Genomic DNA, 14,419 nt, shown 5'->3' with positions numbered 1-14,419 from the left:
AAGCACGAGACTGAACTTTTTTTATTCAACATTCAATCATTCTTAATTCTAAACAGAACAATCTATGCCAGAATCCAACGGAAAACCGCGCAATTTGCGCTTCGAAACGCTTCAACTTCATGCCGGGCAAACACCCGATAGCGCCACCAATAGCCGCGCTGTGCCGATTTATCAAACCACTTCGTATGTGTTCAATAACTCCGAACACGGGGCGAATCTTTTTGCGCTGAAGGAATTCGGAAATATCTACACCCGAATTATGAACCCCACCACCGATGTGCTCGAAAAGCGTATTGCCGCGCTTGAAGGCGGTGTGGCGGCACTTGCCGTCTCGAGCGGACAAGCCGCACAGCTCATTGCCATTTCTACCATTGCTCAAGCCGGAGATAATATTGTATCCACAAGCTATCTCTACGGTGGAACCTACAATCAATTTAAGGTGACCTTTCCAAGATTGGGCATACATGTGAAATTTGTTGAAGGCGATAACCCGGAAGATTTCCGCAAGGCGATTGACGAAAAAACCAAGGCCATTTACCTTGAAACCATCGGCAACCCGCGATTCAATGTGCCCGACTTTGCTGCGATTGCAAAGGTCGCTCACGATGCCGGTATTCCGCTCATTGTGGATAATACGTTCGGTGCAGGTGGGTATCTCTGCCGCCCGATTGAACACGGCGCTGATATAGTCGTTGAATCCGCAACCAAGTGGATTGGCGGTCACGGCACAAGCATCGGCGGCGTGATTGTCGATTCCGGAAATTTTGATTGGGGCAACGGCAAATTCCCTCTCTTTACGGAGCCAAGCCCCGGATATCACGGGCTGAATTTCAATGCAGTATTTGGAAAAGGTAATACCAATGGCTTCCCGAATATTGCGTTCATAATACGTGCTCGGGTGGAAGGTTTGCGCGATCTCGGTCCGGCACTTTCACCTTTCAATTCATTCCTCTTTATTCAAGGTCTTGAAACGCTTTCTTTGAGAGTTGAACGGCATGTGCAAAATGCTCTTGCGCTTGCAAAGTGGTTAGAAAAGCACGAAGCCGTTGAGTGGGTGAGTTATCCCGGGCTTGAATCGCACCCGTATCATGCCAACGCAAAGAAATATTTGCGGAACGGATTTGGCGGGGTGCTCTCTTTTGGCGTTAAGGGCGGCTTCGAGGCGGCGCAAGCGGTAATTAACAACCTCAAGCTTGCCAGCCATTTGGCGAATGTAGGCGACGCTAAAACGCTCATCATTCATCCAACGGCAACAACGCATCAACAGCTTTCGGCAGAGGAGCAGCTTTCTGCCGGAGTGACGCCCGAACTCTTGCGCGTATCGGTGGGAATTGAACATATCGATGACATTATCGAAGACTTCGACTACGCGCTCTCAAAAGTGGCGGTTGAAGCCTAAATGTACCACGAGGATTAAACAACAAGCACATTTTCAAACAACAAAGGAAACCGAAAAGCCCCGCGAGGGGCTTTTGGTTTTTTAATGAGTTCTTTCCTATAACCCAACTATAACATCGAAAGGAAATAGCCTGACGCTTCACCGGCGTTGGTTGTCGAAATCCTAATACAAGGGGTGATTTTTTGCGCATTAAAGTATGGAAAAGTGAAAATCAGAAATTGGTTTTATCGTGATGAAGAATAAATCAAAATGAAGGTAATGAGAAGATTCAAAATATTTAGGTAGAATTTACTTCTAACTTGATATTTGAAGGGGAACGGTTTGCAGGTACCCTAAGGTGGCAATTTCAGAGCATTTCACTTTCAAATTTGCACTGAACTTGAATAGAAGAACAAAGCACCAAGGTCGCACGTTAGCAAGATGACGCTAAACCAATGTTGGCGGTAGTATTAAATTCAGAAGTTGGCAAGTTCGTAGTTTGTGCTTCGTCCGCCTTGATGCTCTTGGCGTAAAATTCCCTTGTCAATTAAGTCCTTAATGTCACGCAATGCTGTGTCGGGCGAGCATTTTGCAATTTTTGCCCACTTGGATGATTTTAGTTTCCCATCAAATCCATCAAAGAGCCTATTTAATACCAATCTCTGTCGTTCGTTAAATTCGGTTTTTTCGTGAATTTTCCAAAATTCAGTTTTACGCAATATTTTTTGCAGAGTAGTGTCTGTAGCCAACAACGAATTCTTAAGGCAATTTAAAAACCAGTCTAACCATTCTGTTATATCGCCACTGCTGTGTTGAACTTTTTGCAAAACCTCATAATATTGCTTTCGTTCAATCAAAATTTGGTTTGACATGCTATAATATCGTTCAGATGTTTTGTCTGCACGGGCAAGCATTAAATCTGATATCGCTCTTGCAATTCTTCCGTTTCCATCGTCAAAGGGGTGAATGATGATAAACCAAAAATGAGCGATTGCAGATTTTAGTACAGGGTCAGTTGGGGAGTTGTCATTAAACCATTTTAAGAACATATCCATTTCTTCTTTTACACTGCTTGCAGGAACTGCATCGTAATGAACTTTTTCTTTTCCCATAGCACCTGAAACGATTTGCATTTCACCTATTCGATAGCGACCAACCGCTATTTTGTGCATTCCGCTATATCTAGTTGGAAAAAGTGCCGAATGCCAGCCAAACAGTTGCGTGTTTGTGAGTGGGTTTTGATAATTCTGAGTTGCATCAAGCATCATCTCTACAACGCCATCCACATTTCTATTGGATGGAATAAGCCCGGCGGTATTTATGCCAAGTCTTCTTGCAATTGACGAACGAACTTGGTCATAGTCGAGTTTTTCTCCTTCTATTTCAGATGATTTAATAATGTCAAGTGTCAGTGTAGTGAGTGTTGCCTGTTCTTTTGTGGCAAAACCAAGTGTATTCATCTGCCCTATAATCTTGCCTTGCAGATTGCGAACTTCCCCAAATAGTGCATTTATGGATTTTTCACGCCAAGTGAATTCTGTCCAATTTTCGTATTCGTAAATGTATTTAGCCACTTTTTGAAACTTTGTTGCGGTAAATATAAACACTATTCTCCGCAAAAATGCGGCAAATGCTAAATTATTCACCGCAAGTGAAGCCGATTAAAGTGAGTTTTTAAGTCGCTTATTGATGAGAGACAATGTAAAAAACATGACTGCTAAAGGTTGCTGGCTTGGCGTAGTGGCGGATTTTTAGCATAAAAGTTTAATCGAAGAACTACACTTGAACCTACCACAGAACTGTCATACGAAGCACCGCAACCGCCATTACGCGAAACGGCTGTTACCTGCTGGCATTCTGTCTGTCGTCATAGTTCGTTAATGTTTTTAATGAGTGTCAATAAGCTCTTTGGATTGTTCAAGTCGTAAAACCAATTACTGTCAAAGTCCTTAATTGTCGCAGGATTTTGGCTGTTACCAATTACCAAACTATGAAATTTTGTTTTGTTGTCTTTCGCTGATTTTACTTTGTCTTGTGTTGTTTTGTCAAATGCAGACATCACAAAGTCGGAAACCATTATCACGTCTGCCTTTTTGTAGTCCTGAGTTGTTAACATTCTAAGTGCTTCTCTCATAGCAGGAGTTGCGTCTGTGCCACCGTGAAAACTCATTGAAAGAAAAGAAATGATTTTATCCAAAGAGTTTTTCAAATCTGTCAGGTTAAGCGTTTCAATACCTGTCGAAAACGAAATGAGATAACACTTTCGGTTATAACGAATGGCGATTTTCAAAATGGCGAAACAAAGTGTCTTGGCAACAGTTTCAGGTGTTCCGTGCATTGAACCGCTCGTGTCAACACAAATGATAAAAGGCCCTTTTGCTTCTTCTTTTTCCTTTTGTCGTTTGTCCTGAAATTCTTCTTCTCGGTATGAAAGCATTTTTGCTTGATACTCGAATGTTTGCAGTTTCTTTTCCGCAAACTTTTTGAAGAATACGGATTGCATCGTTTCGTCAGCAAGTAAAGCTGTTTCAGAAGGAAGCAAACTGCTTAAATCATCGCTTTCGTGAATACCGATTAAGTCCGATTTGCTGGCGTGCTCCACTTTCCATTCAGGTTTCAATTGAATGTTTGCAAAAAGTTCTTCTTCAAACTCCTTTTCAGCTTGCCGCATTTTGCCAAGCATTTCAGCAAGTTCTTTTAGTGATTTATCTCTCTGCAAAAGTTCAGCATACTGTTTTAAAATATCAAGATTTACTCGTTGCCAATTTCCTTTACTCATATCCCAAAGCCGTCCTAATTCTTTGGTAAATGGCTCAAGTGCTTCTTGAAGTTTTTTTAGTTCTTCAATTCGTTTGTATAATTCTTCACAGAATTTTTTCCGTTGTTCTTCTATCTGGTCAAGTTCCCATTTTGTTTGTCTCTTGTATAGTAATTCGTCCCACTTTTCATTGAAGTGTTCTTTTACACTTTCAAAACTTGGCTTGTCTTTGTAGTTTTTAATTTTTTCATCCAAACTTTTGGCAAACTCCTTTTCATAAAAAGTAACATCGAGCTCCTTTGTGTCATAGTTGTTCTTAATCGTTGGATTTACTTTCTCCCATTTATTTTTGAATTCAGACCTTTTGCTATGTTCAAATTCTTGCTTTAGCTCTATTTCATTTTCAAAAGGATTTTCAGTTTTATTTAATTGTTTCTTGGTCTTATTTATAAAGTCAAGAATATCTTGTGTTATCTTTTCAGAAAGTTCAGGGTCTTTTGAACACAATTCTTTCATTGTGGGATTAGAGAGAATGTCATTAATAGCAGTAGCAAAATTATCTGTATCAGCATTGGCGAAGCCAATGCCGCTTTCTGATTTCTTTTGCAACTGAAAATAAATGCTTTGAACTACTTTTCTTCTAGTAGCTTCATCTGCAATTGAACCGAATGTTTGAAACCTATCGAATTTATTGTCCATTATCTAATCGGTTTTCGATAGCTTCTATAAGTTCATTATAAAGGTCTTCATCTATGTCAGTATTATTCAAATAGAAATTCAAGTCGTTGCTTAGAAATTCATTTGAATTTGTAATCTCAAGATTTTGCAATTGTTCGAAAATCCACTCTTCAAATTCATCTGTCAATTCTGATAGGGCAAAATCGCTTTTCCCATTTGTCAAACTAAGCAATGCAGAATCAATGAAAACATCATGTTCGACATTTTCGTAAAAATGTTGAATTCTACTCACTTCAACTTCTAATTTTTCAATTTCATTTTGAAGTTGTCTTAGGTTGTCTTCGACAATTTCTGCATAGGATTCATTTACAAATAGATTTGTTCTAATATGCTTTAAGTCATTACTTTTAAAACTATCTATTCTTGATTTGAGGTTACTTGTAGTTGTGAGAACTACTTTTACTCGTTTATCCCAATCTTTTTTAACCGCAGGGTGTGGTCTTTTAGTTGCAGGTTTTTCACTGTCTGTTGTTTCAATTTTTCTTAGTTGACCATCATGAACAATGTTGTTGGGCTTATTACTTAATTTAATTCTAAAATTCTGCGGGTAATTTCTTCTTTGCCAATCCTCATTTGAATTTTGATAGAATGTTACATTAATGTAGTCGTCACCTAATTGATTATAGTCTGAAATTTTTATGAGAGGTCGGTCAAAACCTTCAATGAAATAGAAATGCTGATAATAAATTTTGGGTATTTGAACTTTTTTCATGTGACTTGTTTCTTCAAGCACTTCTTTCCAAAAGTCTTTCAACTCGTCTGAAATTGAACTCATATTTAATGAAAGATTATATCCGTGTTTTTGGATAGCGTCCTTAACAAACTGAGAAACAGTTTGAATTTGTTCTGTCTCATTCCAAAGACAATCCTTAATTAAAAAGCAATCCATCAAATCAACCATTTTACGGTCATTGAGAAATGCAGAAGTCCTAAGAAGTCTAACAATTTTTCTCCACCTACGGTCTGAAATGTAAATCGGATTTTGTTTGTTTTCTTCTCGCTGATTGTGTAGGTCTATAAAACTCCTGATAACGTGAATTACATTGAATACATTTTCGAGAATTTCTATTTCGTCAATTTGTTTGTTCCACTTTTTGTATTCGTCATCAGAAATTTTCAATGCTTCACCAACGGTGTCGCTGTATGAGTTCAATGTCTTTGAAATCATGTCATTGAAACTCTGCTTGTCCTTTACACCATCAACAATTAAGCGAACAAGAAATCTATCCCAAAGGGCTTCAAGTCCTTCGCCTTTGCTTGGCAATTCGTTTGAAGCTGAAATAAGTGCTTTCATCGGCACTTGAACTTCCTGCTCTCCGTTTCGGTATATTTTCTCGTTAAGAACGGTTAGTAAAGCGTTTTGTATTGAAGGTCCCGCTTTCCAAATTTCGTCAAGGAAAACAACCGTTGCTGTCGGTAAGTAATTTTTTATAATTCTCTCGTATTTGTCGTGGTCTTTAAGTTGGGAAATTGAAACGGGTCCAAATATTTCGTCTGGTGTGCTAAAGCGGTTCATAAGATATTCAAATGAACTGCCGTCTTTGTAAGCGTATTTAAGTCGTCTTGCAACCAAGGATTTTGCTACTCCCGGTGCACCCAAAAGAAAAATACTTTCTCCTGCAACTGAAGAAAGCAGAGATAAAGCGATTACTTCTTCCTTTTCAATTACTCCGTCATTAAGTCGTTTGAGTAGTTCTGTGATTTTGGGTTTTACTGTCATCTGTCCAAAAATATTTTTGTTTGTTTAATGTATGCTGTGAAGTTGTTTATGCTCCCCGTTCAGCTAAACGCAGCGAAGCGGAGTTTAGCTGAACGTTTTGGGTATTGCCGAGGGCGGGGCTTTAGGAGCACCAAACTGTCATGCAAGCACAAATGCTTATTTAATGATCTAATGTTCATTTTACCATTGTCCGCCCCGCTTTTGACAAGGTGCTGTTAGCGGTTCGGTGTTTTTATTCGATTAAGTTATCATGTTATTATGGAATCTTACTATGTATGTATTCTGAAAATCTTGATACTATTTTGTCTGGACAATTAATTGCTTTGATTAATACTTCTTTTAGGTCTTCTTTTTTCATTTTTAGTCGCCTGATGCCAATTGCAAGCAAAAATTCCATTAAGGCCTCACCGTCTGCTGAATTGTATTTGTCAATGATACTTAACAGGAATTCTTTCATTTGCAAACTAAGTTCGCTGTCAAGGTCATAGGAGAAATATTCAGTCTTGCCGCTTCTTAGCAGTGATGCTTGAATAATGCCGTCATTAAATCGGTGAAAGTTTCTCGGACTTAGCATATTTCTCACATAGTTTGTCTGCTTAAGTGATGGATGAGAATTGATTTGCTTTTGTTCAAGGTTTGAAATGATTGTCGAAATGGTAAAGTAAACTTCTGATTGAGCTACTTCATTTTCTTTATATTCAAATGAATTCCAGAACGCAAAATTCTTCCTTAATCGTAAATCTTGTTTGCCAACAGTTTTCAGTAAAACATCATTACTAAAACCACGAAGTTTTTTGTTATCACGGAGAATTTCAAGTCGTTCATTTACATAGCTGTAAACTTCTGGCTCTTTGTCTTCATCAAGTGAACCTATAAAGTCTTCAAAAATGACTTTTTCCAGTTCCCAAGAAGTTTCGGTTTGCTGTATTGAACAGTAAATGGTTTCAACTGCGACAAATGGTCGTTCATCGCTTTTGTCTTTTCCTTTCTTTAAATCACTAATTAAGTCAGTTGCGAACGTGTCATTTACAGGTCGGTAAATACCCACGAAATAAACCAAATTCAACTTCTCCATATTTCGCATTAATCGGCTTATCTGTAATAGTTTTTTGCCTGTGGTAATGCAGGAAGCAACAATGACAACAGTTCCAGATTCTTCTTTGATTTTAGTTGTAAAGCCTGAATCTAGTTTTATTAACTCGGGTTTTATACTTGATGGAATTTTAGTAAGGATATGCTTTGCGAGTTCTTCTGAACCAATGTCAGGGAGATGCAAAAGATATTTTGTATTCGCAGGTATATATTTGTCAATGTGTCTATTTAGTGCTTCGTCAAACCTTGTGAACTTGGTTAAGTTCTTTAGCAGATAAACAATATCAAAATAAACTTCGTAGTTCGCATCAGGAAAATTGTCTTTGTAATAGACCTTAATTACACCTTCGTTTGGCAATCTGCTTTTATAGTGTTCAGCAAAGGTTGCTATACTCTTTGCGAAATATTCAGGTTTTATTGTTAGAAGATGCCTTTCAACTTTCGGCTGAACTGTAAGAAATACGTCTCCACGAATATTTATTGGTCGTGAATGGTTCTTACAAAGTTTACAATCTTCAGGATTGTTGTAGGTTTCAAATTCTTCTTCTCCTAATTGAAAATCAGAATCCTTTGTCAGGTTGCAAATTATATTAGCACTATGGTTTAAGAATTTATCATTTCGACCTAAGAAGTAAATAATCTGTATCTGTTCTTTATCGGCTCTTTTTTCCTTTAATAGCCTGTCAATGATATTACCTGATGTAGATGCTGAAATTAATACTAACGATTCAGGAGAAAAACTATCAGTGCTTTTTTCAAATACATCGTATGATTTAAAACTATGGACAATTGGACAATCAAACTCTTGCTTAAACCTTCTTCTCAATTCAAAAACCGAATATGGCAGAACATTGATTGATGATGTATCGCAGTATATAATATTTTTATCCTTCGTATGTTTCAAAAGTTGAACAGCGAGAAAGAATATCTCTGATTGATTTATCAGAACATTTCCTGTTCGTATAAACTTAGAACAGTGTTTATTGCTTGGGAAAACAAAGTGATGGTCAGGAGTTGATTCAACCAAACCGCCATTGTTTTTGAAAATTACAGTTGAACCGCTTCTCAATAGATGTGAAATGAACTTTGATTCATGTTTTGGTTTCTTTCCTTCAATCAAAGTAAAACTGCCGCCAGCATCAAACTCATAAATCATCAAACATTTATCAAAATAGTCTACTGACTTGCCCGGAACCCTTTGAAATGTTGTTTCTCTGCCTGATTTGAAATATTCTAAAGATGAAGCATCAAGATATTTCGGAACAAGAACCACCAATTTGTCGGTAATACTGTGTTCCTGAAAAAAGTTATTTAATTCTTGAGCCAATTCATTCTGAGAACCGATTTTTGTTTGGTGAACAAACAATACCGTAACTCTCAGTTTTCCTGTTGAAGAAACTGCGTCTTCATATTGGTATATAAAGTAGTTTCTCATAGCTGATTAAATTCTAAGGGATAAAAAATAGAAAGTAAAGTGCCTTCTGCTACTGGATATACAGTAAAATTGTTGGTGCTGTTATTCTGGAAATCATTCAACTGAATTTCGCTTGCATTGTCATGATGATGATAGCGATTGTTTCTCATGTCCCGAAAAATATCTGCCCGTCCAGTTTTTATTCTTACAAATCCTTTTCCATCAAGTGTTTGTAGAACTCTGTCAAGCCCAATACCTTTAATTTCACCTCTGAGTCCATCAGCAGAAGTGTTGTGTCTGTATAAACATTGCTTGATAATTTCAACCTCTTCGGATATGTTCAAATTGTAGTCGCTTATCTTTTTATATCGTTTCACAAAGCCAGGACCACTATCCAAAATCGAAATTTCTAACAGATATAATTCACCTTGGGGATTTATATTAAATCCTGAATTGAAATATTGAACAAGACCTACATAATCTTGAAACTGTTCAACAAATTTGTTAATCGGCTTCTTGTGGAATTTCAATTGTAATGCACGAATATTTGGATATAGATTATAGCCAAGTTCATTCGTCTTTGCGTGTTCGTGTGTATTCGTAAAAAGTTCGTGGATTATTGCTATAAAGTCATCATAATGACCTTTTACACCTGTTCTAAACACACCTTTGTTGAAGTCTCCAACTTTTTTAAAGGCATTGAAAAGATTAAAACCTAGAGTGGTTTCATTTACTAACTCTCTAAAATTCTTGTAAAAGTGGCGTGAAAGGCCTCTGTTGGATTTGTCGTGGTCGAAGCAATAAATAGGAACGGAAGTTCCTTTTAAGTCGAAGAAATCCATACGATTGAAATATTCCTTACTCGGATTCTTCAATTCACCTTTTATGTTTTCCCCATTCGCATTTACAATTTCTTTCTCCCAAGCCAATACAATGGATGGATAAACAAACTCATTGGCATCCAAATATTCAATTGCTTCTTCCGTGTTGTTAATTGGTAGATACAATTTACCTGAACGATTATTTCTTACCCAAGTGGATAAAAACTGTAGGTAAGAGAATAACAGTCCGAAATCCAGTTTTTCTATCTTTTTAGGCAAATGCACATCAATCACAGAATCATTGGATGAAGCAAGTTGAGTATATAAGTTCTGAATTTTTGGTAACGATATGTTACTTGTTATTTTAATCATTTAGTCTATCATGTCTTGTTTTTGAACTGATATCTGGTTACACTGACCGCTAATGGGGAGCGGCTTTGCGGGGGCCAGTGGGCGCGAAGCAGCCCGAAGACTCACGCAAAACCGATGTTCGGCGAAGCGGAGTTTAGCTGAACAATAGGATATACGAACGCCCTCAAAATATTCAAGAAACATTCGCATAACCACCCTATTATTTAAGTTAAAGTGAAATTAAATTCAAACAGGCGTAAAACCGCTTCTTATCTCGCATTGGTCTTTTTGAATTAAAAATTCCATTATTAAAGATGCAAATGCAGAGGTCATTTAAGTTAGAGAGTCGATAGTGAACAAGATTATCAAAAGATAGAAAAGAGGAGTGATAATCTAAAGCGATTTTTTAAGGGAAAAGTATAGTTGTGTTTATCTCTCATGTTTACGCTGTTGATGCTGTTGAGACAGTTTCACTCGGTCTATGGCGTTCATCTGATAGGTCTGAGTAATTTGTATTCTATGAGAAGAGGTTAGTCTCTTGAGGCTCTGTGGTTTCGACAGGCTCAACCACCCCAGAAGTTTTTTGAATGTCTGAGACCGGACAAGCTGGTATGACATTCCTTTTTCATTCATGAGTGAGTTTTGCTTTTCAGATAACGGACAAGGCGGAATGATTTGCAAAAACGGTTGTCATTTCGAACGGAGCGAAGCGGAGGGAGAAATCTCTGGCTTGGGGAAAGCGATGGGATTTCTCGCTGCGCTCGAAATGACAAAGAAAGAGGTCATTGAGCCTGACGAAATGACCGTGGATCAGGTGGTTTCGACACTTCGACAGGCTCAGTGCGGCGCAGGCTCAACCACCGTGCTAATGATGGGCGTGCAGGATTCCGGACGCGCTTTGCTTCTTGGAATGACATGCAGTGATTTGTTTTAAGAGGCTCAACCGCCGAAGAGGTTCAACCACGGATTTATCAAGGTTTTTGGGTCTTCGTGAGAAACGATATATTTTGAGGGAGAAAGAAAGACGGAACAATTGAATTAAAAAATAGATATGCAAGGTCAAGTTTCCGATAAGAAGATTGAATTGATTCAATGGCTTTCAGGGTTGGAAGACACGAAAGTCATTGAGAAACTTCTTAAAATCAAGGAGGAAGAAAATCAAGAATGGTGGGATGATTTGACTCGTGATGAAAAGGCATCAATTGAAAAGGGAATTGACGATGCAAAACTCGGCAAAGTGACCTCACATCTTGCAGTGAAAGCACTGTATGAAAAGTGGTTATAACGTGGTTTGGACGGATAATGCCGTAGAAGAGCTTTCAAAAACGATTAAGTATCTGCAAGAGAATTTTACTGAGAAAGAGATTCAACGACTCGCCCAAAAAGTTGACCGTGTTATTGATTTAATTTCACGAAACCCACTTGTTTTCCCAAAAAGTAAAGTCAAACCCATTCACCGTTTTGTTATACTGAAGTACAACACAATGTATTATCAGGTGAGTGACGATCGAATTGAAATCCTCTCCTTTTTTTCCAATCGTCAAAGTCCTGAAAAGAATCCATTTGAGGAGTAAAAGAAAAGTTTGGTCATAGAGTTTGTTGAAATGACTGTGTGATGTGGTTCGTGGTTTCGGCACTTCGACAGGCTCCGTGTGTCGCAGGTTCAACCACCGTGGTAATGATGGGCATGCAGGATTCCGGACGCGTCGCAGAAGCGACTTGCCGGAATGACCTCGTTTTCTCTCTGTGTCCTTTTGTGTTTCTTCTTTGTGTTCTTTGTGGTTTCCTTTCAAAAGCTGTTCCCCGCGAGACGGTGGTTTCGACAAGCAGAGCCACCTCAATATTTGAAGTGCAGAAGGTCTGAGATTTCTCGGTGCGAGCTTGACGAGCATATTACAAGCCTCGAAATGACCGTGTCTTGTAGCAGGTTGTTTCGATACTTCGAGAGACGAAGTGAGGCGGCGCATGCCGTGGTCACCGTGTGAATGATAGGCGTGCGGGATTCCGCATCGAGCTGGCCGAGTTCATCTTTTTCTGCTCTGTTTTTGAGTGTAGTATTCTATAAAGACTGCTTTTTATGTATAGTCTTACAAAGTAGTAATTCACCATATTCATTTTTCAAATAGACTTTAACGGTGATATACTATTTACTGCTCTTAACTTGAAGAAAAGACTTTTCAGAAAAATTTTAGGTATAATCTCTCGTTATCAGTACTGTTCATCAATTCTTGTCTTACACATTGTAGCAATTGATAAGGAATCTTCAATTCCCTAAATATGAACAATATCGTGTAAAAAGACCTTACTTCCGTTTTGTTTTTGAACCGTTCCAGTCCTTAATTTCAACGATACATCTCCTTCTTCAGCATCAATTTCCAAAACCCCGAGGAATTCTCTCCAAGAATAAACCTTAATCTTTCCTTTGTGAGAATGAATTAATCGAGTAATCGTACCAACAAATATTCCCCCTTTTTGCATCATTTGATTGATATTGTATATAAGTACACCTGCTCCTCCAATAAAAAATGTAATAGGAATAATAAGGGAGACTATAACGGGAATCAAATTGTTTGAGTCTCCTGTATAAGCTCTATCATTAAAGTAAATAGTTACACTTTCGCCATTAATAAGAGGTGATAGTATAACAAAAGTAATCATCCCGCATATAATCAGCCAAATAATAAAAAAAGTTATAACTTTCAGATATTCATAAGTCGGCTTTTGTCTATTTGGGTAAACGAAGAAATCAATTTTTTCATCTGAAATTAACGAGCTTAAATCTGATGGTAGATAGTAATTGTGTGACATACTAAATTTGAATTAGAAATTTAATAAAGTTCCTCATTGAACAAGATATAATCATATTTAAATAGAAAAAAATCTTTGTCTGTTAAATACCTAGAACTTGATTTATCGGATGTTGTTTCTCCTAAAAATTGATATTTTATAAACTTATAAATTTCTACTACTGGTTCCTGAGGTATTAATTTCTCAATAATTTCAATTGAAGCATCAATTTCACTTAATTTTGAATATGTTAAATAGGTATCTAAAGGGATTAACTTAAATTTCTTGGGAAATTTTTTTTTAATGTTCCATACTTCATGCAAAAAGTAGTTAATTCTCAAAAATTCATTAAAGAAATTTAAATTATTGTCAGAGACAGAAACTTCTCTTCTTTTTAATTTAATTTTAAACAAAGTCTCTTTAAATTTTTGATAATCGATGTAAAGGTATTGAGGAATGTATCCCTCTCGGTGAAATATGAAGTAAAAACCTATGCTGTCGAAATTGACCTTCCTACTTTCTTCCAAAGTAAGATTTATATTTAATAGATTTAAGAAATCTTTTTTAGTAATACCAAATGGATAAATCGAGGTAAAAGAAGTATCACGACTTTTGAATCGTTTTTTTATTGAATTAATCGACTCTACATCCGTGTCTGATTGATTAGAAAGCTTTAATCTTTCAGAGTAATATCGATAGTCAAAATCATGAATAAACTTAGTTTGGGCAAAGGGTATAAGTGCATTTCCTAAGGCTGTTAAAGCTGTTGGAGTATTCGGTAAACTCGTTTGAATCAATTTGATTGTATTTGAATCAATTTTTATATACTCAAGTTTTGGTTCTTTCAGTCGTTTCCTTAAACCCAAGCTGTCTTCAAATACTTGTGAAATAAAGTGATTTGGTACACAATAAATAAGTGTAGAATTAAGAGATTGATTTGTAACTTCATCTCTTACATCAAAATAGATTACCTCAGGGGGGTCAAAAATAGCCTTTTGGATAATAAAAGGGCTAAAGAGTAGTCCAAATGCTACTCCTAAACTCATAAAAATTGGGGTTGCAAGAAAAATAAATAAATTTTTAGAAAAATTTTCAAATAAATAAAAAATACTACCATTCGAAAAGAATATCTCTTTATTGTGATTAAAGTATGATATCGAGGAAGATAGTGAGGTGTCGAAATTTATAATTTCTTGATTAACTTCTGATGATATATTGAAATAATTGAGGTATTGATGACTTCCTTTTTCCAATTTATGAAAAACCAAATCAGGGTAAATTGTTGTATCTCCTTTATTCACGGAAATGGGGATATACTTTTGATATTCCTTTATGAAAATGAAAGGATGGTTTTCAGTAA

12 protein-coding genes are annotated in these 14,419 nt (G+C 37.0%); 5 read left to right on the top strand and 7 right to left on the bottom strand.

Annotated features, from left to right (window positions below; genetic code table 11):
* Nucleotides 1-64: 64 nt before the first annotated feature.
* Nucleotides 65-1,399 (top strand): O-acetylhomoserine aminocarboxypropyltransferase/cysteine synthase, encoded by a 1,335-nt coding sequence (locus tag SFU91_06735; GenBank protein ID MDX2128717.1) that lies wholly within the window; start codon nucleotides 65-67, stop codon nucleotides 1,397-1,399.
* 455 nt (nucleotides 1,400-1,854) lie between these two features.
* Here the strand turns inward: SFU91_06735 and SFU91_06730 are convergent, their stop codons facing one another.
* From SFU91_06730 to SFU91_06710, 5 genes are all read right to left on the bottom strand, one after another.
* Nucleotides 1,855-2,952 (bottom strand): Fic family protein, encoded by a 1,098-nt coding sequence (locus SFU91_06730; protein ID MDX2128716.1) that lies wholly within the window; start codon nucleotides 2,950-2,952, stop codon nucleotides 1,855-1,857.
* 293 nt (nucleotides 2,953-3,245) lie between these two features.
* Nucleotides 3,246-4,835, bottom strand: coding sequence for a VWA domain-containing protein (locus SFU91_06725; GenBank protein ID MDX2128715.1), 1,590 nt, complete (start codon nucleotides 4,833-4,835; stop codon nucleotides 3,246-3,248).
* Entirely contained in the window at nucleotides 4,825-6,594 is a 1,770-nt protein-coding gene (locus tag SFU91_06720) for an AAA family ATPase (protein MDX2128714.1), read from the bottom strand. Before SFU91_06720 ends, SFU91_06725 begins: the two co-directional genes overlap by 11 nt.
* Before the next feature lie 256 nt (nucleotides 6,595-6,850).
* Nucleotides 6,851-9,121 carry a hypothetical protein gene (locus SFU91_06715; GenBank protein ID MDX2128713.1) on the bottom strand — a complete coding sequence of 757 codons (2,271 nt, stop codon included), beginning with the start codon at nucleotides 9,119-9,121 and terminating at the stop codon, nucleotides 6,851-6,853.
* Nucleotides 9,118-10,293 (bottom strand): hypothetical protein, encoded by a 1,176-nt coding sequence (locus tag SFU91_06710; GenBank protein ID MDX2128712.1) that lies wholly within the window; start codon nucleotides 10,291-10,293, stop codon nucleotides 9,118-9,120. Before SFU91_06710 ends, SFU91_06715 begins: the two co-directional genes overlap by 4 nt.
* A 610-nt stretch (nucleotides 10,294-10,903) precedes the next feature.
* Here SFU91_06710 and SFU91_06705 point away from each other — a divergent pair.
* The 4 genes from SFU91_06705 (at nucleotide 10,904) to SFU91_06690 (ending at nucleotide 12,136) form a co-directional block, all read left to right on the top strand.
* Complete coding sequence (locus SFU91_06705) at nucleotides 10,904-11,206, top strand: hypothetical protein (GenBank protein MDX2128711.1); 303 nt, start codon at nucleotides 10,904-10,906, stop codon at nucleotides 11,204-11,206.
* A 117-nt stretch (nucleotides 11,207-11,323) separates the two neighbouring features.
* Nucleotides 11,324-11,557, top strand: coding sequence for a hypothetical protein (locus tag SFU91_06700; protein ID MDX2128710.1), 234 nt, complete (start codon nucleotides 11,324-11,326; stop codon nucleotides 11,555-11,557).
* Nucleotides 11,541-11,846: a type II toxin-antitoxin system RelE/ParE family toxin gene (locus tag SFU91_06695; GenBank protein MDX2128709.1), complete on the top strand. Its 306-nt coding sequence runs from the start codon at nucleotides 11,541-11,543 to the stop codon at nucleotides 11,844-11,846. The genes SFU91_06700 and SFU91_06695 overlap by 17 nt, the downstream gene beginning before the upstream one ends.
* 38 nt (nucleotides 11,847-11,884) lie before the next feature.
* Nucleotides 11,885-12,136, top strand: a complete 252-nt coding sequence (locus tag SFU91_06690; GenBank protein ID MDX2128708.1) for a hypothetical protein — start codon at nucleotides 11,885-11,887, stop codon at nucleotides 12,134-12,136.
* 407 nt (nucleotides 12,137-12,543) lie between these two features.
* Here SFU91_06690 and SFU91_06685 read toward each other — a convergent pair whose 3' ends face one another.
* Both SFU91_06685 and SFU91_06680 read right to left on the bottom strand, forming a co-directional pair.
* Nucleotides 12,544-13,080 (bottom strand): hypothetical protein, encoded by a 537-nt coding sequence (locus SFU91_06685; protein ID MDX2128707.1) that lies wholly within the window; start codon nucleotides 13,078-13,080, stop codon nucleotides 12,544-12,546.
* A 20-nt stretch (nucleotides 13,081-13,100) separates the two neighbouring features.
* Entirely contained in the window at nucleotides 13,101-14,360 is a 1,260-nt protein-coding gene (locus tag SFU91_06680; GenBank protein MDX2128706.1) for a hypothetical protein, read from the bottom strand.
* Between the last annotated feature and the right edge of the window lie 59 nt (nucleotides 14,361-14,419).

Source organism: Chloroherpetonaceae bacterium, from assembly GCA_033763895.1.
Taxonomy (GTDB): domain Bacteria; phylum Bacteroidota; class Chlorobiia; order Chlorobiales; family Thermochlorobacteraceae; genus JANRJQ01.
This window is presented reverse-complemented; position numbering and strand designations above follow the sequence as displayed.